Here is a 21,351-nt window from a genome sequence, read left to right as displayed (position 1 = left end):
CGGGGGCCGGGGCCCTCGCCGCCGCCCTGCCGAAAAGTGGCTTATGCCAAGAGGAAGGGCGGATTCGGAGTTGCTCGGAGGACGTGACAACATGCCGTCATGTCCTCCGTACTGACCGATGTCTGCCCGCACCCGATCGTGCAGGCGCCGATGGCGGGCGGTGTCGCCGTGCCGCAGCTCGCCGCCGCCGTGTCCGAGGCGGGCGGACTCGGTTTCCTGGCCGCCGGGTACAAGACCGCGGACGGGATGTACCAGGAGATCAAGCAGCTGCGGGGGCTGACCTCCCGCCCCTTCGGCGTCAACCTCTTCCTGCCGCAGCCGGAGACGGCCGACCCCGCCGCCGTCGACGTCTACGCACACCAGCTGGCCGGCGAGGCCTCCTGGTACGAGACCGCGCTCGGTGACCCCGACAGCGGCCGCGACGACGGCTACGACGCCAAACTCGCCGTGCTGCTGGACAACCCGGTGCCGGTGGTGTCGTTCCACTTCGGCGTGCCGGCCCGTGAGGTGCTGGACTCGCTGCGCCGCGCCGGCACGCTCACGCTGGTCACCGCCACGACCGCGGAGGAGGCCCGGGCCGTGGAGCGGGCCGGCGCGGACGCGGTGATCGCACAGGGCGTGGAGGCCGGCGGCCACCAGGGCACCCACCGCGACGACCCGGAGGCGGACGGCTCCGGTGTCGGACTGCTCTCCCTCGTCGCCCAGGTCCGGGAGTCCGTCGGCATCCCGGTCGTCGCCGCCGGCGGCATCATGCGCGGCGGCCAGATCGCCGCCGTCCTCGCGGCCGGCGCCGCCGCGGCCCAGCTCGGCACGGCCTTCGTCGCCGCCCGCGAGTCCGGCGCCCACGCCCTGCACAAGCAGGCCCTCACCGACCCCCTGTACGTCCGCACCGAGCTGACCCGCGCCTTCTCCGGCCGCCCGGCCCGCGCCCTGGTCAACCGCTTCCTGCGCGAGCACGGCCCGTACGCGCCCGCCGCCTACCCGGACGTCCACCACCTCACCGCGCCCCTGCGCAAGGCCGCCGCCAAGGCCGGCGACGCGCAGGGCCTGGCGCTGTGGGCGGGGCAGGGCCACCGGATGGCCCGCGAGCTGCCCGCCGGGCGGCTGGTGGAGGTGCTGGCCGCCGAACTGGCCGCCGCCCGCACGGCGCTGTCGACGGGAGGCGCCCGATGACCGCGCCGGTGTTCGTCGTCGACCACTTCGACGCGGGCGGCGGGGGCCGTTACGTGCTCGACGGTCCCGAGGGGCGGCACGCCGTCTCCGTGAAGCGGCTGCGGGCGGGCGAGGACGTCGTCCTCACCGACGGCGCGGGCCGCTGGGCGGACTGCGTGGTGCTCGGCGCCGAGGGCAAGGACCGTCTGATCGTCCGACTGGACTCGGTGACCGAGGAGCCCGCGGAGGAGCCCCGGCTCACCGTCGTCCAGGCCCTGCCCAAGGGCGACCGGGGCGAGGTGGCCGTGGAGACGATGACCGAGGTCGGCGTCGACGCGATCGTGCCGTGGGCGGCGGCGCGCTGCATCACGCAGTGGAAGGGCGAGCGGGGGGCGAAGTCCCTCGCCAAGTGGCGGGCGACGGCCCGGGAGGCCGGCAAGCAGTCGCGCCGGGTGCGCTTCCCGCGGGTCGCGGACGCGGCGACGAGCAAGCGGGTTGCGTCACTTCTCGCCGAAGCGGAGTTCGCGGCCGTGCTCCACGAGAGCGGCACGGAGCCCCTGGCGAGTGCCGAACTCCCCGCCTCCGGTGACATCGTGCTGGTCGTCGGGCCCGAAGGCGGTGTCTCTCCGGAGGAGTTGGCGCTCTTCGAGGAGGCCGGAGCGCGGGCCTACCGGCTGGGGCCCAGTGTGCTGCGCACCTCCACCGCCGGTACGGCCGCGGCGGCGCTGCTGCTCGGTCGCACGGGGCGCTGGTCCTGACCCGAGGTTTCTTCGCCCCCGCCGCCCCTTCCCGTCCCGTCCCGGGGCTCCGCCCCGGACCCCGCTCCTCAAACGCCGGAGGGGTTGAATCAGCCTCTCCGGGGGGCGTGGTCCTCAGGGACGGGAAGAAGCAAGTGGCCGTATGCGCTCTACCGCCCCGCCTGTGACGGTGGCAGTCTGCCGTTCATGGGGGCGATGAACAGGATTCCGCGCGCGGTGCGCGCATGGCGGCGGCAGGCGCTCGCGGCCGGCTTCGCCGTGGCCGCCGTCGCCGGGGTCACCGCGTGCGAGGGCGGCGGACTCGGCTCCGCGGCCGTCGCGTTCACGACCGACGAGACCGTCACCGAGGAGCTCAACCGGCAGAAGGCCGACGTGCGCTGGCTCAGCTGCACCGGGTCCTTCGGGGACAAGGAGGGCCGAAGCGAGGCGAGCCGGAACACCGTCGCCTCCGTCGACTGCCAGGGCGAGACCCGGGACGGCAAGGAGATCACCGTCACCGGGAGGATCACCCACGCCGTCAACGGCGCCTGCGTGCGCGGGAACATCACCGCGAAGGTCGGCGGGAAGCAGGTGTTCCGGGTCGACGGCCTGGGCGACTGCGACTCCACCAGCCCGCCGCGCGTGGGCGAACCCACGCGACGCGGCCCGGAGCCCACCGTCACCGTGACCGTCACGACGACCGTGTGGTGCGAGCAGTACCCGTCGTGTCGTCCCGTCGAGGGCAAGTGACCACAACCCCTGTCCAGGACCGCCCGTACCTGCATAGGGTGATCGGGTGACACAGCCCGCATCGGTCGCATCCGCCGCTTATCTCCGGTTCCCGCACCTGCACGGCGAGTTGGTCGCCTTCACCGCCGAGGACGACGTGTGGCTCGCCCCCCTCGACGGCGGCCGGGCCTGGCGGGTCAGTGCCGACAACGTGCCCGTGACCCGGCCCCGCGTCTCGCCCGACGGCGCCACCGTCGCCTGGACCTCCACCCGCGACGGCGCCCCCGAGGTGCACGTCGCGCCCGTCGACGGCGGCCCCGCCAGACGCCTCACCCACTGGGGCAGCATCACCACCCGGACACGGGGCTGGACGGCGGACGGACGGGTCCTGGTCACCAGCTCCCAGGGCCAGGCCAGTTTCCGCCGCACCTGGGCCCGCGCCGTCCCCCTGGACGGCGGCCCCGCCGCCACCCTGCCGTACGGCCCCGTCGGCGACGTCGCGCGGGGACCGCACACCGTGCTGCTGTCCGCGCCGATGAGCCGCGAGGCCGCCTGGTGGAAGCGGTACCGGGGCGGTACGGCGGGCAAGCTGTGGATCGACCGCGAGGGCGACGGCGAGTTCGTACGGCTGCACGAGGACCTCGACGGGAACATCGAGGACCCCCTGTGGGTGGGGGAGAGGATCGCGTTCCTCTCCGACCACGAGGGCACCGGAGCCCTGTACTCCTCCCTCGCCGACGGCTCCGACCTGCGCCGGCACACACCGCTCGAAGGCTTCTACGCCCGGCACGCCGCCACGGACGGCAGCCGGGTCGTCTACTCCAGCGCCGGTGAACTGTGGCTGCTGGACGGCCTCGACGGGGACGGGCCGCGCCGCCTCGACGTCCGGCTCGGCGGACAGCGCGTCGACCTCCAGCCGTTCCCGGTGAACGCCGCCCGCTGGTTCGGCTCCGCCTCCCCCGACCACACCGCGCGCGGCAGCGCCGTCTGCGTGCGCGGCGCCGTCCACTGGGTGACCCACCGGGCCGGCCCCGCCCGCGCGCTCGCCGCGACCCCGGGCGTACGGGCCCGGCGGCCCCGCACCTTCCGCGTGGACGGCGAGGAGTGGGTGGTGTGGGTGACCGACGCCGAGGGCGACGACGCCCTGGAGTTCGCCCCCGCCACCGGGCTCGCCCCGGGCGCCACCCCGCGCCGGATCGCCGCCGGGCGGCTGGGCCGCGTCGCGGAACTCGCCATGGCCCCCGACGGCAGCCGCGCCGCGGTCGCCTCCCACGACGGCCGGGTCCTGCTCGTCGAGCGGGAGACCGGCGAGGTCCGCGAGGTCGACCGCAGTGAGGACGGCGACGTCTCCGGGCTGGCCTTCTCGCCCGACTCCTCCTGGCTCGCCTGGTCCCACCCCGGCCCGCGCCCGCTCAGTCAGCTCAAGCTCGCCCACACCACCGACCTGTCGGTCACCGAGGCGACCCCGCTGCGGTTCCACGACTACGCGCCCGCCTTCACCCTCGACGGCAAGCACCTCGCGTTCCTGTCGACCCGCTCCTTCGACCCGGTCTACGACGAGCACGTCTTCGACCTGGCCTTCGTCGAGGGCGTACGCCCGTATCTGATCACCCTCGCGGCGACCACCCCGTCGCCGTTCGGCCCGCAGCGGCACGGCCGGCCCTTCGAGACGCCGGACCGGGACGAGACCCCCGACAGCGAGGGCACCCCCACCACCCGCATCGACCTCGACGGCCTCGCCGACCGCATCGTGCCGTTCCCGGTGGAGGCCGCCCGCTACACCGACCTGCGCGCCGCCAAGGACGGCGTGCTGTGGCTGCGGCACCCGGTGCGGGGCGTGCTCGGCGCGTCCAGGGCCACCCCGGACGACCCCGACCCCAAGACCGACCTGGAGCGCTACGACCTCGACCGGCAGCGCGTCGAGCACCTGGCCGTGGACGCCGACCACTTCGAGGTCAGCGGCGACGGCAAGCGGGTGCTGCTGTGGACCGACGGGCGGCTGAAGGTCGTCCCCAGCGACCGGCGCGCCTCCGGCGACGACGACAGCGACACCAACATCACCGTCGACCTGGACCGGGTCCGCCAGTTCGTCGACCCGGCCGTCGAGTGGCGGCAGATGTTCGACGAGAACGGCCGCATCATGCGGGACAACTTCTGGCGTCCCGACATGAGCGGCGTGGACTGGGAGGGGGTCCTGGACCGGTACCGGCCCGTGCTCGACCGGCTCGCCACCCACGACGACCTGGTGGACCTGCTGTGGGAGGTGCACGGCGAGCTCGGCACCTCGCACGCCTACGTCATCCCGCGCGGCGGCTACGGCGACGGGGCGCGGCAGGGACTGCTCGGCGCGGACGTCTCCCGTCACGAGGACGGCAGTTGGCGGGTCGACCGCATCCTGCCCGCGGAGACCTCCGACCCGGACGCCCGCTCCCCGCTCGCCGCGCCGGGGGTCGCCGTCCGGCCCGGTGACGCGATCGTCGCCGTCGCCGGGCAGCCGGTCGACCCGGTGACCGGGCCCGCGCCGTTGCTGGTGGGGACGGCGGGGAAGCCGGTGGAGCTGACGGTGTCGCCGGCGGGGGGCGGCGGGCCGCGGCACGCGGTGGTGGTGCCGCTCGCCGACGAGGAGCCGCTGCGGTACCACGCGTGGGTCGCGGACCGGCGGGCGTACGTGCTGGAGAAGTCCGGCGGACGGCTGGGGTACGTCCACGTTCCCGACATGCAGGCGCCCGGGTGGGCGCAGATCCACCGCGACCTGCGGGTGGAGGTGCTGCGGGAGGGGCTGATCGTGGACGTGCGGGAGAACCGGGGCGGGCACACGTCGCAGCTCGTGGTGGAGAAACTGGCCCGGCGGATCGTGGGATGGGACCTGCCCCGGGGGATGCGGGCGGAGAGCTATCCGCGGGACGCGCCCCGGGGGCCGGTCGTCGCCGTCGCCAACGAGTTCTCCGGGTCCGACGGGGACATCGTGAACGCCGCGATCCGGGCGCTGGGGATCGGGCCGGTGGTCGGTACCCGGACGTGGGGAGGCGTGATCGGGATCGACAGCCGGTACCGCCTGGTCGACGGGACCCTGGTGACCCAGCCCAAGTACGCCTTCTGGCTCGAGGGTTACGGGTGGGACGTGGAGAACCACGGGGTCGATCCCGACGTGGAGGTCGTGCAGCGGCCGCAGGATCACGCGGCGGGGCGGGACGTGCAGTTGGACGAGGCGGTGCGGGTGGCGCTGGAGGCGCTGGAGTCGACGCCGGCGAAGGTGCCGCCGGTGTTGTCGTAACCGGGGGTGTCGCGGGGCCCGGCGCTTGCGGGGCGCCTCCCCCGCTCTCGGCCGTTCCCCCTTCTCGACTTCGTTCGAGAAGGGGACCCCCAGGGGCGGGAGGCGCCCCCGTCGCCCACCCGTACCGCCCCAGCAGCATGTTTGCCCGCGGCCACACGGGCGCGGATACGATGCCTTCGTACGTGATCAGCTGGCTCGAGGAGGGGTCATGGCTGGGGAGCCTCAGGACGACTGTCTGTTCTGCAAGATCGTTGACGGGAGCATTCCGGCGACGATCGTGCGGGAGACCGGGACCACCATCGCGTTCCGCGACATAAACCCCCAGGCGCCCACCCATGTGCTGGTGATCCCGAAGGCGCACCACCGGGACGCCGCCGCCCTCGCCGCAGCCGCGCCCGAGCTCGCCGCCGACGTGCTGCGGGAGACGCAGGCCGTCGCCGACGAGGAGAAGCTGGAGAGCTACCGGATCGTCTTCAACACCGGCAGCGGCGCCGGCCAGACCGTCTGGCACGCGCACGCCCACGTCCTGGGCGGTCGCGGCCTCGACTGGCCCCCCGGATAAGCCGCCTTGTCCGTACGCGAACTGGTGGTCCTCGGCACCGCCAGCCAGGTCCCCACCCGGCACCGCAACCACAACGGCTACCTGCTGCGCTGGGACGGCGAGGGCATCCTGTTCGACCCCGGCGAGGGCACCCAGCGCCAGATGCTGCGCGCCGGGGTGGCCGCCCACGACCTGAACCGGATCTGCGTCACCCACTTCCACGGCGACCACTGCCTCGGTCTCGCCGGGGTGATCCAGCGCGTCAACCTCGACAAGGTGCCGCACGAGATCACCGCCCACTACCCGCGTTCCGGGCAGCGCTTCTTCGACCGGTTGCGCTACGCCACCGCCTACCGCGAGACCGTCGCCCTCACCGAGGCCCCGGTCGACACGGACGGCCCCCTCGCCCGCACCCCCGGCTACACGCTGGAGGCGCGGAAGCTGTCCCATCCCGTCGAGGCGTACGGCTACCGGCTGGTCGAACCCGACGGCCGGCGCATGCTGCCCGACCGGCTGGCCGCGCACGGCATCAAGGGCCCGGACGTCGGCCGCATCCAGCGCGAGGGCACGCTCGGCGGGGTCCCGCTGGAGGAGGTCAGCGAGGTGCGGCGCGGGCAGCGGTTCGCGTTCGTCATGGACACCCGGCTGTGCGACGGGGTGTACGCGCTCGCCGAGGGCAGCGACATGCTGGTCATCGAGTCCACGTTCCTCGACGAGGACGAGGAACTCGCCGTCGACTTCGGCCATCTGACCGCCGGCCAGGCGGCCCGGGTGGCGCGGGAGACGGGCGTGCGCCATCTCGTCCTCACCCACTTCAGCCAGCGCTACCCCGAACCGGAGGAGTTCGAGCGGCAGGCGCGGGCGGCCGGGTACGAGGGCGAGCTGACCGTGGCGCGCGATCTGCAACGGGTAGCGCTTCCGAAGCGTCGGTGAAACGGTCGTACGATGGCCTGATGCCCGTACCGAAAGCCGAACTGCACCTTCATATCGAAGGCACCCTGGAGCCCGAGCTGGCCTTCGCCCTCGCCGCGCGCAACGGCGTCGAGCTGCCCTACGCCGACACCGACGCGCTCCGTGAGGCGTACCGCTTCGAGGACCTGCGGTCCTTCCTGGACCTGTACTACGCGCTCATGACCGTGCTGCGCACCGAGCGGGACTTCGAGGACCTGGCCGACGCCTACCTCGCCCGCGCCGCCGCGCAGGGCGTGCGGCACGCGGAGATCTTCTTCGATCCGCAGGCGCACACGGCGCGCGGTGTCGGCATGGGCACCGTCGTCGAAGGGCTGTGGCGGGCGCTGGGCCGGAGCGAGGAGACGCACGGTGTCTCCACCCGGCTGATCCTGTGCTTCCTGCGGGACGAGTCCGCCGAGTCGGCCCTGGCCACCCTGGACGCCGCGAAGCCCTACCTGGACCGGATCACCGGCGTCGGGCTCGACTCGGCGGAGGTCGGGCATCCGCCGGTGAAGTTCCGCGAGGTGTACGAGGCCGCCGCCGCGCTGGGGCTGCGGCGCGTGGCGCACGCCGGTGAGGAGGGGCCGCCGGAGTACATCACCGAGGCGCTGGACGTCCTCGGCGTGGAGCGGGTCGACCACGGGCTGCGCTGCGTGGAGGATCCGGCGCTGGTGGAGCGGCTGGTGCGGGAGCGCGTGCCGCTGACGCTGTGCCCGCTGTCCAACGTGCGGCTGCGGACGGTCGACACCCTCGCCGACCATCCGCTGCCGGCGATGCTCGACGCGGGGCTGATGTGCACCGTCAACTCCGACGACCCGGCGTACTTCGGCGGCTACGCCGGGGACAACTTCGACGCGGTGCGGGGGACGCTGGGCCTCGGTCCGGAGCGGTTGCGCGAGCTGGCGCGGAACTCCTTCCTCGCCTCGTTCCTGGACGACGACGAGGCGCTGCGGGCGCGGTACCTCGCCGAGGTGGAGGCGTACGACTTCGGCTGACCACCGTGAGCGACGTGCCGGGGCTCCGGCGGGGCGGGGGGATCGCGCGGCCCGGCGTTTGCGGGGTGCCTCCCCCACTCTCGGCTTCTCCCCCACTCTCGGCTTCGCTCGAGCGGGGGGACCCCCATGAGCGGGAGGTACCCCCACCGCCCACCCGTGCCGCCCTGCGGCACGACTGCCCGCGGGAGCGGGAGCGGGGTTCAGCCGGCCCCGGGTGCCTGGGTCGCCGCTGCCGTGTCGTAGGTGCGTTGGGCCGGGGCCGGGGTGCCGTCGAGGGGGATCTCGACCACCGGCTGTTCCGGGGCGCCGACCTCGGGGACCGAGCCCGTCGGGGTGCCCGTGGCCGCGGCGAGCACGGCCGCCGGGTGGCCGCCGCGGCGGCGGACCGCGCCCGGCAGCAGCGGGCGTCCGCCGGTGTGCAGGGCGACCGCGGTCATCGGCAGCGCGACCAGCAGCAGACCGGTGCCGAGGACCGCGCCCATCACCGGGAACCCGGCCTGCGCGGACAGCACGCTGCCGGTCAGCGGTCCCGCGGCGGTTCCCAGGGACGACGCCGAGCCGACCAGCACGGCCCAGCGCCCGCGCGGGTCCAGCGAGGCGGCGAGCCCGATCAGGTACGACAGCACGACCGGGTAGACCGTGTTCCAGGCGATCTCACCGGCGGCGAAGCTGCCGAGACCGGTCGCGGAGGCGCTGAGCGCGATGCAGCCGGCGATGAGGACCGTGCCGCCGCCGATGGGCAGCGCCCGCCCCAGCCGCGACCCCAGCGCGCCCGCGCCCAGGACGCCCAGCAGTCCGGCGCCCAGCGCCACCGCGAAGACGACGCCCACGGTCGGCTCGGAGAGGTGCGCCTGGCCGACCCCGATGCGCCCGCTCACGCCCCACAGCGCGTTCTGGGCGAGCGACCACAGCAGCATCGTGCCGGCGAGGACCGCGCCCGAACGCCGGTGCGGCAGACGGGCGGTGCCGTCCGGCTCGGTGCGGCGCGGACCGGGCGCGCCGGCCGGCAGCCGGGAGGTCAGCGGCCACACGGCCAGCGCGGTGAGGGCGATGCGCGTGGAGCGGGTCGGGGCACGGACCCTGGCCCGGCTGGGCCTGCTGCTGGCCGCCGTCGGCTACGGCGGGGGCCCCCTCACCACCCCCGTACCCGCCGTCCTCGCCGGCGGGGAGATCGGGGGGGCGGGGGCCGGGGGGGCCGTCCCGGACCGGAACCCGCCGATCATCGCGCCGGCGACGACGGCCGGTACGGCGGTGGTGAGGGCGGCCCCGCCGTAGCCGACGGCGGCCAGCAGCAGGCCCAGCCGGGCCAGGGTCCGTGCCCCGACCCGCTCCACGCGCGACGCCAGCAGGAACCCGGCGGTCGCGGAACTCAGCAGCAGCGCGCTGCCGACGGCTCCCGCCTGGGTGGCGGAGAGGCCGAGGCCGCGTTCCAGCCGGCCGACGGTGGTCGGCAGCAGGTACGGGGCGAGATATCCGGCCGTGAAAAGGGCGACGAGGGGCCAGGGGGTGGTGCGAGGGGCGAACACGGGCGTTCCCGGGGCGTGCGGAAGGGACGGTGCGGAGACCGTGGGGGAGGAAGGGAGCGACGACCGTCGACGGACAGGAGCGCGCGGCCAATTTGTATCAAGCGGGGGCAGGGCAACGGGAGCGCGCAAGGAGTGATCTAAGTCACTCTCGTGTTTGGGCTTCCGAAAGGGCGGGTAGCAGCATTCGCTAACGCCAGTGAACAGCCCCGCCACCTGCGGGAATCGCAGTCTCCGCCTTCGTCCGGATCTCCCGCATCACGGCGACGATCCGCTCCTCCCGCTCCGGCGTCAGCCGGGCCACCGGCACCGAGCAGCTGATGGCGTCCTGTGCGGGGGAGGCGTACCGCAGGGTGAACCCGAAGCCGGCGATCCCGGGCACGCCCTCCTCGCGGTCCACGGAGTAGCCGCGTTCCCGTACCCCGGCCAGATCGGCGGCCAGCGACTCCCGCGAGGTGTGCGTGTTCGGCGTGGCCGCCTCGTACGGCCCCTCGGGCAGCTCCTCGTCCGGCCGCTCCGCCAGCAGCGCCTTGCCGAGCGCGCCCATGTGCGCCGGCAGCCGCCGCCCCACCCTGCTGATCGTCCTCAGGTACTCGTGCGACTCGCGGGTCGCCAGGTACGCCACGTCACGGCCGTCCAGCCGCCCCATGTGGATCGTCTCGCCCAGCGCGTCGGACGCCTCGTCCAGATACGGGCGCACGGCCCGCACGCGCGGGTCCGAGTCGAGGTAGCCGGTGCCGGTGAGCAGGGCGCGGATGCCGATGCCGTACAGCGAGCCGGTGACGTCGGTGCGGACCCAGCCGCGCGCGATCAGGGTCTGCAGCAGCGCGTACATCGAGCTGCGCGGCACCCTGAGCGTGTCCGCCAGCTCCTGGAGGCGTGCCGGGCGGTCGCCGCGCGCGGCGAGCAGCTCCAGTACCTCCAGCGTGCGCGCGGCGGACTTCACCTCGCGTACGCCCCCTGTCTCCGGCATGCGCCGATCGTAGTCCGGCGGGAGGAGGGCCGGACCGGGCCATTGACGGCCCCCGTCCGCCTCCTTAGCCTTCATCTGCATACGTGGATGACGTCTACATCGGGAGACGGGTGAGGCGAGTCCCGATACGGACCCCGCCCGCCACCGGACCCGACCTCGTAGGAGCCGCCCTGTGACCACGCCGACCTCCCGCGACCTGACCGTCACCGAGGTGCGGCTGACGCCGATCCTCGTCGCCGACCCGCCCCTGCTCAACACCCAGGGCGTCCACCAGCCGTACACCCCCCGCCTGATCGTCGAGGTGGTCACCGCCGACGGCGCCACCGGCCTCGGCGAGACCTACGGCGACACCAAGTACCTGGACCTGGCGCGGCCCCTCGCGGACCGGCTCGTCGGCCGCCGGGTCGACGACCTGAACCGGCTGTTCGCCGAGGCCGACGAGGTGGCCGTCGACGCCTCCCGGGTCTCCGGCAGGGTCGACGTGGGCGGACTGCGCGGCGTGCAGACCGCCGACAAGCTGCGCCTGTCCGTGCTCTCCGCCTTCGAGGTGGCCTGCCTCGACGCCCTCGGCAGGAGCCTCGGCCTGCCCGTGCACGCGCTGCTCGGCGGCAAGGTGCGCGACGCCGTCGAGTACAGCGCGTACCTCTTCTACAAGTGGGCGGACCACCCCAGGGGCGTCACCGCGGAGAAGGACGACTGGGGCGCCGCCGTCGACCCGGCCGGCGTCGTCGCACAGGCCCGCGGGTTCACGGAGCGGTACGGGTTCACCTCCTTCAAGCTCAAGGGCGGCGTCTTCCCGCCCGACGAGGAGATCGCGGCCGTACGCGCCCTCGCCGCCGCGTTCCCCGGACGCCCCCTGCGGCTCGACCCCAACGGCGCCTGGTCCGTCGAGACCTCGCTGAAGGTCGCCGGGGAACTCGGGGACGTCCTCGAATACCTGGAGGACCCCGTCCTCGGCACCCCCGCCATGGCCGAGGTCGCCGCCCGCACCGGGGTCCCGCTCGCCACCAACATGTGCGTGACGACGTTCGCCGAGATCAAGGAGGCCTTCGCGCGGGACGCCGTCCAGGTCGTCCTCTCCGACCACCACTACTGGGGCGGACTGCGCAACACCCAGCGGCTCGCCGCGATCTGCCGCGCCTTCGGCGTCGGCGTCTCCATGCACTCCAACACCCACCTGGGCATCAGCCTCGCCGCGATGACCCACGTGGCGGCCACCGTGCCCGACCTGCACCACGCCTGCGACTCCCACTATCCCTGGCAGTCGGAGGACGTCCTCACCGAACGCCTCACCTTCGAGAACGGCGCCGTGCGGGTCTCCGACGCACCCGGCCTCGGCGTCGAACTCGACCGCGACCGGCTGGCCGCCCTCCACCGGCGGTGGCTCGACGACGACGGTTCCCTGCGGGACCGCGACGACGCGGCGGCCATGCGGGCCGTCGACCCGGACTGGACCACACCGGCCGTGCCGCGCTGGTGATCCCCCGGGGGCCGACACGGACCGACGGCGGTCCCGTTGTCGGCGGGGTGGTGCACACTGGCGGAAACCGCACCACGTCAGGGAGCCACCGTGAAGGCGTCCACCGGGAAGGCACGCGTCGAGGGACCGCACCGCTCGCCCCAGGTCGATCCCCTCGCCGCCCTGCGCGCACCGGGCGACCCGCCCTGGGACGTCTACCTCACCGGCACCGTCTTCCTCGACATCGTCTTCACCGGGCTCGACTCCGCCCCGGTGCGCGGGACCGAGTCCTGGGCGCGCGGGATGGGGTCGAGCCCCGGCGGCGTCGCCAACATGGCCACCGCCCTGGCCCGCCTCGGCCTGCGCACCTCCCTCGCGGCGGCCTTCGGCGACGACCACTACGGCGAGTACTGCTGGGACGCGCTGGAGCGGGGCGAGGGCATCGACCTCTCCCCGTCGCGCACCGTGCCCGGCTGGCACTCGCCGGTCACCGTCTCCATGGCCTACGACGGCGAGCGCACGATGGTCTCCCACGGCCACGAACCGCCCCCCGAGGAACCCGCGCCCGACTGCCCGCCCCGCGCGCGGGCCGCCGTCGCCTCCCTCACGCCCGGCCGCGGCGCGCCCTGGATCGCGCAGGCCGCGCGCAAGGGCGCCCGCGTCTTCGGCGACGTCGGCTGGGACGACACCGGGGCGTGGGACCTGGCCGCGCTGCCCGACCTGCGGCACTGCGAGGCGTTCCTGCCGAACGCGGAGGAGGCCATGCGGTACACCCGCACCGACTGCCCCCGCGCGGCGGCGCGCGCCCTCACCGAGCACGTGCCCGTCGCCGTGGTCACCCTCGGGGCGGACGGCGCGTATGCGGTGGACCGGCGCACGGGGGAGACCGCCTCGGTGCCGGCGATCGACGTCGAGGCGCTCGATCCGACCGGGGCGGGGGACGTGTTCGTCGCCGGGTTCGTCACGGGGACGCTGGCGGGGTGGCCGCTGGCCGACCGGCTCGCCTTCGCGGGGCTCACGGCGGCGCTGTCCGTCCAGGAGTTCGGGGGATCGCTGTCGGCGCCGGGGTGGACGGAGATCGGGGCCTGGTGGCGGAAGGTGCGGTCGGTCGAGGGGCAGGACCCCTCGGCGCTGCGGCGGTACGAGTTCCTGACGGGGCTGGTCCCGGGGGAACTGGTGCGGCCGTGGCCGCTGCGGCGGGCGGTGCCGACGATCGGCTTCCGCCGGTCCGCCTGAAACGGGGGCTCCGCCCCGCGCCCCCGCCAGAGGGCTCCCGCCCCGCGCCCCCACCACCCGGTTCGGCCGGCTCGAAAGCGGGCCACCGGTCCGGGGCGCTGCCCCGGCTCGGCGGGCCGGGACCCGGGCCATGGGCCGGGGGCGCCGTCCCGGCCCGGTCCGCTAAAAGCCCTACGGGCTTGTCACTCCTCCGTCGTACCCTGGGAAACGTGAGGCCGCCCTCCGGTGCGCGGCCGTGACGAGGAGGATCCGCAGGCCTTCAGAGCCGGCCCATGACTCAGACACCCACAGCTCACACCCCCGCGCAGGGGCAGGCGAGAGTGCAGTTCACCGTCCCCGCCCAGCACCCCATGGTGACCGTGCTGGGTTCCGGGGACTCCCTCCTGCGCGTGATCGAGAAGGCCTTCCCGGGGGCCGACATCCACGTCCGGGGCAATGAGATCAGCGCGGTCGGCGACGCGGACGAGGTCGCCCTCATTTCGCGCGTGTTCGACGAGATGATGCTGGTGCTCCGCACCGGGCAGCCGATGACGGAGGACGCAGTGGAACGCTCGATCGCCATGCTCAAGGCGAGCGAAAGCGGGGAGAGCGACGGCCAGGAGACCCCGGCCCAGGTGCTCACGCAGAACATCCTGTCCTCGCGCGGCCGCACGATCCGGCCCAAGACGCTCAACCAGAAGCGCTACGTGGACGCGATCGACAAACACACCATCGTCTTCGGCATCGGCCCGGCGGGCACCGGCAAGACGTACCTCGCCATGGCCAAGGCGGTGCAGGCCCTGCAGTCCAAGCAGGTCAACCGCATCATCCTGACCCGCCCCGCGGTCGAGGCCGGGGAGCGGCTCGGATTCCTCCCGGGCACGCTCTACGAGAAGATCGACCCGTATCTGCGCCCGCTCTACGACGCGCTGCACGACATGCTCGACCCCGACTCGATCCCCCGGCTGATGGCGGCGGGGACCATCGAGGTCGCGCCGCTGGCGTACATGCGCGGTCGCACGCTCAACGACGCCTTCATCATTCTCGACGAGGCCCAGAACACCAGCCCCGAACAGATGAAGATGTTCCTCACCCGTCTCGGCTTCGACTCGAAGATAGTGATCACGGGTGACGTCACGCAGGTCGACCTGCCCGACGGCACCAAGTCCGGACTGCGGCAGGTGCAGGACATCCTGGAAGGCCTGGACGACGTCCACTTCTCCCGGCTGTCGTCCCAGGACGTCGTCCGGCACAAGCTGGTGGGCCGTATCGTCGACGCGTACGAGCAGTACGACAGCCAGCACGGCACCCAGAACGGCACCCACAAGGGCGGCCGGGGCAAGTCCGGGCACAAGGGGAAGTAGACCGAGCACCAGATGTCGATCGACGTCAACAACGAGTCCGGAACCGAGGTCGACGAGCAGGCGATCCTCGACATCGCCCGCTACGCGCTCGCGCGGATGCGCATCCACCCGCTCTCCGAACTCTCGGTGATCGTCGTGGACGCCGGCGCCATGGAGCAGCTGCACATCCAGTGGATGGACCTGCCCGGGCCGACGGACGTCATGTCGTTCCCGATGGACGAGCTGCGGCCCCCGTCCAAGGACGACGACGAGCCCCCGCAGGGGCTGCTCGGCGACATCGTGCTCTGCCCCGAGGTCGCCGCCAAACAGGGCGAGGAAGCGCCGACGCGGCACACCATGGACGAGGAGCTCCAGCTGCTCACCGTCCACGGTGTGCTGCACCTGCTGGGCTACGACCACGAGGAACCGGACGAGAAGGCCGAGATGTTCGGCCTGCAGGCCGCCATCGTGGACGGCTGGCGCGCGGAGAAGGGCCTCACCGGCCCGTCCCCGGCCCCGACCGTCTCATGAGTCCGACCCTCGTCCTCGGCGCGATCGCCCTGGTCGTCGTCGCCTGGCTGGCCGCCTGCGCGGAGGCCGGCATCGCGCGCGTCTCCAGCTTCCGCGCCGAGGAGGCCGTGCGCTCCGGCCGCCGGGGCGGCGCCAGGCTCGCGCAGATCGCCGGCGACCCCACCCGCTACCTCAACGTGGCGCTGCTGGTGCGCGTCGCCTGCGAGATGGCCGCCGCCTCCCTGATCACCTACGGCTGTCTGCGCGAGTTCGACGGGACGGCCGAGTCGCTGCTGATCGCCATCGCGATCATGGTCCTGGTGTCGTACGTCGCCGTCGGGGTCTCCCCGCGCACCATCGGCCGCCAGCACCCGCTGAACACCGCCACGGCCGCCGCGTACGTCCTGGTCCCGCTCGCGCGGGTCATGGGCCCGGTCCCGTCGCTCCTCATCCTCATCGGCAACGCGCTCACCCCCGGCAAGGGCTTCCGGCGCGGCCCCTTCGCCTCCGAGGCGGAGCTGCGCGCGATGGTCGACCTCGCGGAGAAGGAGTCGCTGATCGAGGACGAGGAGCGCCGCATGGTGCACTCGGTCTTCGAGCTCGGCGACACGCTCGTGCGCGAGGTCATGGTGCCGCGCACCGACCTCGTGGTGATCGAGCGGTACAAGACCATCCGCCAGGCCCTCACCCTCGCCCTGCGCTCCGGGTTCTCCCGCATCCCGGTGACCGGCGAGAGCGAGGACGACATCGTCGGGATCGTCTACCTCAAGGACCTGGCCCGCAAGACGCACATCAGCCGGGACGCCGAGAGCGAACTGGTGGCCACGGCGATGCGGCCGGCGTTCTTCGTGCCGGACACCAAGAACGCGGGCGACCTGCTGCGCGAGATGCAGAAGCAGCGCAACCACGTCGCCGTCGCCGTCGACGAGTACGGCGGCACCGCGGGCATCGTCACCATCGAGGACATCCTCGAGGAGATCGTCGGCGAGATCACCGACGAGTACGACCGCGAACTGCCGCCGGTGGAGGAGCTGGGCGAGGACCGCTACCGGGTCACCGCCCGCCTCGACATCGGCGACCTGGGCGAGCTGTACGGCCTGGAGGAGTTCGACGACGAGGACGTGGAGACCGTCGGCGGGCTGCTCGCCAAGCACCTCGGCCGGGTGCCGATCGCGGGCGCCTCGTCCGTGGTCGCGCTCCCCGACGCCCGCGAGCTGCGGCTCACGGCCGAGGCGTCGGCCGGACGCCGGAACAAGATCGTGACGGTGCTGGTGGAGCCGGTGGCCCCGGCGGACCCGCCCGCCGACGAGGAGGAGAAGCCGGAGTGACCCCGCGGGAGCTGCGCGCCCTGTGCCTGTCCTTCAACGCGGCGGTGGAGGAGTTCCCCTTCAACCCGCAGACCTCGGTCTTCAAGGTCGGGGGCAAGCTCTTCGCCCTGACGGACCTGGACGCGCGGCCTCTCAAGGTCAACCTCAAGTGCGCCCCGGAGGACGCGGTCCGGCTCCGCGCCGAGCATCCGGACCTGATCGTCCCGGGCTGGCACATGAACAAACGCCACTGGAACACGGTGACGGTCGACGGCGCCCTCCCGGACCGCCTGGTCCGGGAGCTGGTGGAGGACTCGTACGACCTGGTCGTGGCCGGACTGCCACGAGCGGACCGCCTCCGCCTCGACCGTCCCTGAGACCGGAGGCACGGCCCCCTTATGCTCGCATCATGACCGACACCACCGCCCTCGACCCCGAGGACCGCAAGATCGTCACCCTGGCTCGTTCCGTGCGGGCCCGCAACGGTGTGCCCGAGGGCGCCGCCGTACGCGACGAGACCGGGCGGACGTATGCCGCCGGGACCGTGGCCCTGGACTCCCTGAAGCTGAGCGCCCTGCAGACGGCGGTGGCGATGGCCGTGGCGTCCGGCGCGACGTCGCTGGAGGCGGCGGCCGTGGTGACGGAGGCGGAGTCGGCGTCGCCCGAGGACCGCGCGGCCGTACGGGACCTCGGCGGCCCCGCTACCCCGGTCCTGGTGGCCGGCACGGACGGCACGGTCCGGGAGACGGTCACCGCGGGCTGAGACCGCGAAGGACGCGTCCGGCGCCGGTCCCCCCGGCGGTCACCGGGCCCGTTCGTCCTCGACGGATCCACCCCGGCGGACGGCCGGGCCGGTTCGCCCGCGGACGACCGGTCCGGCCCCCGGTCCGGGTGGTGGTACGGCGGGGTCTCCCGCATCAGGGAGAATGGGCGGCATGAGTGTTCGTACCCAGTCATCCGAGCAGCCGGCCGACGCCGTCCACCGGGCCGGTTTCGCCTGCTTCGTGGGCCGTCCCAACGCGGGCAAGTCCACCCTCACGAACGCTCTGGTCGGGCAGAAGGTGGCGATCACCTCGAACCGGCCGCAGACCACCCGGCACACCGTGCGCGGGATCGTGCACCGCGAGGACGCGCAGCTGATCCTCGTGGACACCCCCGGACTGCACAAGCCGCGCACCCTGCTCGGCGAGCGGCTGAACGACGTGGTCCGCACCACCTGGGCCGAGGTCGACGCGATCGGCTTCTGCATCCCCGCCGACCAGAAGATCGGCCCCGGCGACCGCTTCATCGCCAAGGAACTCGCCGGGATCAAGAAGACCCCGAAGATCGCGATCGTCACCAAGACCGACCTGGTGGACGGCAAGGCGCTGGCCGAGCAGCTGATCGCCGTCGACCAGCTCGGCCGGGAGCTGGGCATCACCTGGGCCGAGATCATCCCGGTGTCGGCGACCGCGAACCAGCAGGTCGGCCTGCTGGCCGACCTGCTGATCCCGCTGATGCCGGAGGGCCCCGCCCTCTACCCCGAGGGCGACCTCACCGACGAACCCGAGCAGGTCATGGTCGCGGAACTGATCCGCGAGGCCGCCCTGGAGGGCGTCCGCGACGAGCTCCCGCACTCCATCGCCGTGGTCGTCGAGGAGATGCTCCCGCGCGAGGACCGCCCCGCCGACAAGCCCCTCCTCGACATCCACGCCAACCTGTTCATCGAGCGCCCCAGCCAGAAGGGCATCGTCATCGGCCCCAAGGGCAAGCGCCTGAAGGACGTCGGCATCAAGTCCCGCAAACAGATCGAGGCGCTCCTCGGAACACCCGTGTTCCTGGACCTGCATGTGAAGGTCGCCAAGGACTGGCAGCGGGACCCGAAGCAGCTGCGTCGTCTCGGCTTCTGATCATCACGCGCGCTGCTCGCGCAGCAGCTCCCCGAACCAGCCGTACGACGCCTTCGGGGTCCGCTCCAGCGTCTCGAAGTCGACGTGGACCAGACCGAAGCGGCGGGCGTAGCCCTCCGCCCACTCGAAGTTGTCCAGCAGCGACCACACGAAGTAGCCGCGCACGTCCACGCCCGCCTCCACCGCCCGGTGCAACGCGCGGATGTGGCCGTCGAGGTAGGTGATGCGGTCCCGGTCGTCCAGGCCGTCGTACGCGCAGCCGTTCTCGGTGACGACCACCGGCGGGAGGCGGTCGCCGTACCGGGCGCGGAAGGCGGTGAGGAGCTCCGTCAGGGCCTCCGGGACCACCGGCCAGCCGAAGTCCGTCACCGGGTGTCCCTCGATCACCCGTACCGAGAAGGGGAGTTCGGCCGGCATCCGGACACCGCCGAAGTCGATCTCCGTGCCCTGCGGCGCGCCCACGCTCGTCGGCGCGTAGTAGTTGATCCCGTACCAGTCCAGCGGCTCCGCGACGACCTTCAGGTCCGCCTCGACGTCACCCGGCATCAGCTCGCCGATGCCGTCCGGGTAGCGGCCGAGCAGCAGCGGATCGGCGAACATCCCGTTCAGCAGGGCGTCGTAGAAGCCGGCCGCCGCCACGTCCGCCTCGTCCTCGGAGGCCGGCCAGGTGGGCGCGTGCGAGTTCGCGATGCCGATGTCGTCCGCCCCCGCCGCCCGCAGCGCCCGCACCGCGAGCCCGTGCGCGAGGAGTTGGTGATGGGCTGCCGGGAGCGCGTCGAAGAGCAGCTTCCGGCCGGGGGCGTGCACGCCCAGCGCGTGCCCCAGCAGGGTGTGCTCGGCGGGCTCGTTGAGGGTGATCCACTTCGTCACCCGGTCGCCGAGCCGCCCGGCGACCTCCGACGCGTACTCCGCGAACCGCTGCGCCGTGTCCCGCTCCAGCCAGTCGAGATCCGCCGGCAGGTCCCAGTGGAACAGCGTCGGCACCGGCCGCACGCCCGCCGCGCACAGCTCGTCGACCAGCCGATCGTAGAAGTCCAGGCCGCCCCGCGAGCGCACCCTCGGCCAGGAGACCGAGAAGCGGTACGCGTCCACGCCCAGGCCGGCCAGCAGCGCCACGTCCTCGCGGTGGCGGTGGACGTGGTCGCAGGCCACCGCCGCCGTCGAGCCGTCCCGCACCCGCCCCGGCCCGTCCGTGAACACGTCCCACACGGAGGCCTCGCGTGCGTCCGCCGCCCCCTCGATCTGGTGCGCCGAGGTCGACACGCCCCACAGGAAACCGGCCGGGAAACGGGGGATCGGGTTCGTCGTCGCCATGGCCCGGATCATCCGCACCGACGACGGGCGAAGTCAACGCCCTTGCGGGACAAGCGGGTTACGCCCCCTCCTTCAGCACCCTCCTGATCAGCTCCCGCTGCTCCTCCGTCAACCGGGGGTCCGCGCAGTACACCGACCTGCCGTCCACCGTGATCCGGTAGCCGAAGCCGTCCGGCACCCCGGCCGGCGGTGTGCCCCGGCCTGCGGCCAGCGCCCGCTCGGCCAGGGCGTGCCACTCGTGGGCGTCGGCACGGCCCGAGGTGTCCACCTCGGCCCGCCGCTCGATCCCCGCGAACCCGCCCGTGCGCCGCACCTGAATACGCATGGGTCCCTGTCTAGTACGGAACTACTGCGTCCGCACTCCCACCCGCTCCCAGGCCTTCGACACCGCCCGCAGCTCCTCGCCCTCCCCGTACCGGGCGCGCGCCGCCTTCACCGTCAGCGTCGCGAAGTCCGTGAACCGCGCGTCCTGCTCCAGCTCCCCGCCGGTCAGCACGTCGTACCAGACCTGCCCCGCCCGCTCCCAGGCGTGCCCGCCGAGGGTGGTGGCCGCGAGGTAGAAGGCGTGGTTCGGGATGCCCGAGTTGATGTGCACGCCGCCGTTGTCGCGGCCGGTGCGGACGTAGTCGTCCATCGTCGCGGGCTGCGGGTCCTTGCCGAGGACGTCGTCGTCGTACGCCGTGCCCGGCTCCTTCATGGAGCGCAGCGCCCTGCCCGTGACGCGCGGGGCGAGCAGCCCGGCCCCGATCAGCCAGTCGGCCTCCTCGGCGGTCTGGCCGAGCGTGTACTGCTTGATGAGCGCGCCGAAGACGTCCGACACCGACTCGTTGAGCGCGCCGGACTGGCCGAAGTAGTCCAGGTTCGCGGTGTACTGCGTGACGCCGTGGGCGAGTTCGTGGCCGATGACGTCGACGGGGATGGTGAAGTCGAGGAAGATCTCCCCGTCCCCGTCGCCGAACACCATCTGCTCGCCGTTCCAGAAGGCGTTGTTGTAGTCCTCGTCGTAGTGCACGGTCGCGTCCATCGGCAGCCCGTGGCCGTCGATCGAGTCGCGGGAGTACGCCTTCAGCAGCAGCTCGAACGTGGCGCCGAGACCGGCGTAGGCACGGTTCACGGTGGCGTCCCGGCCGGGCGCGTCGCCCTCGCCGCGCACCTTCGTCCCCGGCAGGTCGGTGCGGTGCCGGGCGTCGTACACGGTGCGCCGCGGCTTGCCGGGCTCGGCCTCGGCGAGCGCGGCGACGGCCGGCGCGCCGACGACCGTGGTCAGGCGGCGCTGGGTGCGCTCGTAGGCGTCGCGCCGGAGGGTCCGGCGGGCGGGGCCGTGGAGCACGGGGTCCTCGGCCTGCGCGAGCCGGTCGAGGACGTGCGGCGGGACGATGGTGCAGAAGACGGGCTCGAAGCCCCCGTTCTCGGTCATGTCCGGCACCATCGCACTGCGT

The 21,351-nt window shown here is 73.4% G+C and carries 19 protein-coding genes and 1 pseudogene; 15 read left to right on the top strand and 5 right to left on the bottom strand.

The window, feature by feature from the left end; translation table 11 throughout:
- The first annotated feature begins 99 nt into the window (after window positions 1-99).
- The 7 genes from ADK41_RS24455 to ADK41_RS24425 all read left to right on the top strand — a co-directional run bounded on the left by ADK41_RS24455 (window position 100) and on the right by ADK41_RS24425 (window position 8,379).
- Window positions 100-1,173 carry a nitronate monooxygenase gene (locus ADK41_RS24455; protein WP_030818294.1) on the top strand — a complete coding sequence of 358 codons (1,074 nt, stop codon included), beginning with the start codon at window positions 100-102 and terminating at the stop codon, window positions 1,171-1,173.
- On the top strand, window positions 1,170-1,910 hold the full coding sequence (locus ADK41_RS24450; RefSeq protein WP_030818291.1) for a 16S rRNA (uracil(1498)-N(3))-methyltransferase: 741 nt from the start codon (window positions 1,170-1,172) through the stop codon (window positions 1,908-1,910). Before ADK41_RS24455 ends, ADK41_RS24450 begins: the two co-directional genes overlap by 4 nt.
- Before the next feature lie 195 nt (window positions 1,911-2,105).
- Window positions 2,106-2,639, top strand: a complete 534-nt coding sequence (locus tag ADK41_RS24445) for a hypothetical protein (RefSeq protein WP_106979346.1) — start codon at window positions 2,106-2,108, stop codon at window positions 2,637-2,639.
- A gap of 46 nt (window positions 2,640-2,685) precedes the next feature.
- Window positions 2,686-5,892, top strand: coding sequence for a S41 family peptidase (locus ADK41_RS24440; protein ID WP_030818287.1), 3,207 nt, complete (start codon window positions 2,686-2,688; stop codon window positions 5,890-5,892).
- 208 nt (window positions 5,893-6,100) lie between these two features.
- Window positions 6,101-6,454 carry an HIT domain-containing protein gene (locus ADK41_RS24435; RefSeq protein ID WP_030818285.1) on the top strand — a complete coding sequence of 118 codons (354 nt, stop codon included), beginning with the start codon at window positions 6,101-6,103 and terminating at the stop codon, window positions 6,452-6,454.
- Between the two features lie 6 nt (window positions 6,455-6,460).
- Window positions 6,461-7,366: a ribonuclease Z gene (locus tag ADK41_RS24430; protein ID WP_030818282.1), complete on the top strand. Its 906-nt coding sequence runs from the start codon at window positions 6,461-6,463 to the stop codon at window positions 7,364-7,366.
- A gap of 20 nt (window positions 7,367-7,386) precedes the next feature.
- Window positions 7,387-8,379, top strand: a complete 993-nt coding sequence (locus tag ADK41_RS24425) for an adenosine deaminase (RefSeq protein ID WP_030818280.1) — start codon at window positions 7,387-7,389, stop codon at window positions 8,377-8,379.
- A 200-nt stretch (window positions 8,380-8,579) separates the two neighbouring features.
- On the opposite strand, the pseudogene ADK41_RS24420 reads toward ADK41_RS24425, so the two are convergent.
- Both ADK41_RS24420 and ADK41_RS24415 read right to left on the bottom strand, forming a co-directional pair.
- A pseudogene (locus tag ADK41_RS24420) lies at window positions 8,580-9,905 on the bottom strand (MFS transporter).
- Between the two features lie 187 nt (window positions 9,906-10,092).
- Window positions 10,093-10,875: an IclR family transcriptional regulator gene (locus ADK41_RS24415; RefSeq protein WP_030818275.1), complete on the bottom strand. Its 783-nt coding sequence runs from the start codon at window positions 10,873-10,875 to the stop codon at window positions 10,093-10,095.
- 172 nt (window positions 10,876-11,047) lie between these two features.
- Between ADK41_RS24415 and ADK41_RS24410 the strand changes: the two genes are divergently transcribed.
- The 8 genes from ADK41_RS24410 (at window position 11,048) to era (ending at window position 18,598) form a co-directional block, all read left to right on the top strand.
- Complete coding sequence (locus ADK41_RS24410; protein ID WP_030818273.1) at window positions 11,048-12,355, top strand: glucarate dehydratase family protein; 1,308 nt, start codon at window positions 11,048-11,050, stop codon at window positions 12,353-12,355.
- Window positions 12,356-12,445: 90 nt separating this feature from the next.
- Complete coding sequence (locus tag ADK41_RS24405; RefSeq protein WP_030818270.1) at window positions 12,446-13,570, top strand: carbohydrate kinase family protein; 1,125 nt, start codon at window positions 12,446-12,448, stop codon at window positions 13,568-13,570.
- Between the two features lie 272 nt (window positions 13,571-13,842).
- Window positions 13,843-14,913: a PhoH family protein gene (locus tag ADK41_RS24400; RefSeq protein WP_030818267.1), complete on the top strand. Its 1,071-nt coding sequence runs from the start codon at window positions 13,843-13,845 to the stop codon at window positions 14,911-14,913.
- A 12-nt stretch (window positions 14,914-14,925) separates the two neighbouring features.
- Window positions 14,926-15,423, top strand: a complete 498-nt coding sequence (ybeY, locus tag ADK41_RS24395) for an rRNA maturation RNase YbeY (protein WP_024888363.1) — start codon at window positions 14,926-14,928, stop codon at window positions 15,421-15,423.
- Window positions 15,420-16,730: a hemolysin family protein gene (locus ADK41_RS24390; protein ID WP_030818263.1), complete on the top strand. Its 1,311-nt coding sequence runs from the start codon at window positions 15,420-15,422 to the stop codon at window positions 16,728-16,730. The genes ybeY and ADK41_RS24390 overlap by 4 nt, the downstream gene beginning before the upstream one ends.
- Complete coding sequence (locus tag ADK41_RS24385) at window positions 16,727-17,086, top strand: MmcQ/YjbR family DNA-binding protein (protein WP_030818261.1); 360 nt, start codon at window positions 16,727-16,729, stop codon at window positions 17,084-17,086. Before ADK41_RS24390 ends, ADK41_RS24385 begins: the two co-directional genes overlap by 4 nt.
- Before the next feature lie 32 nt (window positions 17,087-17,118).
- Window positions 17,119-17,472 carry a cytidine deaminase gene (locus ADK41_RS24380; RefSeq protein WP_030818259.1) on the top strand — a complete coding sequence of 118 codons (354 nt, stop codon included), beginning with the start codon at window positions 17,119-17,121 and terminating at the stop codon, window positions 17,470-17,472.
- Window positions 17,473-17,644: 172 nt separating this feature from the next.
- Window positions 17,645-18,598, top strand: a complete 954-nt coding sequence (gene era, locus ADK41_RS24375) for a GTPase Era (RefSeq protein WP_037803176.1) — start codon at window positions 17,645-17,647, stop codon at window positions 18,596-18,598.
- Window positions 18,599-18,601: 3 nt separating this feature from the next.
- Here the strand turns inward: era and ADK41_RS24370 are convergent, their stop codons facing one another.
- Genes ADK41_RS24370 through ADK41_RS24360 form a run of 3 tightly spaced genes read right to left on the bottom strand, consistent with a single transcriptional unit; the run spans window position 18,602 to window position 21,329 of the window.
- Entirely contained in the window at window positions 18,602-19,912 is a 1,311-nt protein-coding gene (locus ADK41_RS24370) for a GH1 family beta-glucosidase (RefSeq protein ID WP_030818254.1), read from the bottom strand.
- A gap of 58 nt (window positions 19,913-19,970) precedes the next feature.
- On the bottom strand, window positions 19,971-20,237 hold the full coding sequence (locus tag ADK41_RS24365; RefSeq protein WP_030818252.1) for a protealysin inhibitor emfourin: 267 nt from the start codon (window positions 20,235-20,237) through the stop codon (window positions 19,971-19,973).
- Window positions 20,238-20,258: 21 nt separating this feature from the next.
- Complete coding sequence (locus tag ADK41_RS24360; RefSeq protein ID WP_030818249.1) at window positions 20,259-21,329, bottom strand: M4 family metallopeptidase; 1,071 nt, start codon at window positions 21,327-21,329, stop codon at window positions 20,259-20,261.
- Window positions 21,330-21,351: the final 22 nt, after the last annotated feature.

The sequence above is a fragment of the Streptomyces caelestis genome (assembly GCF_001279005.1).
Classification (GTDB): Bacteria; Actinomycetota; Actinomycetes; order Streptomycetales; family Streptomycetaceae; genus Streptomyces; species Streptomyces heliomycini.
This window is presented reverse-complemented; position numbering and strand designations above follow the sequence as displayed.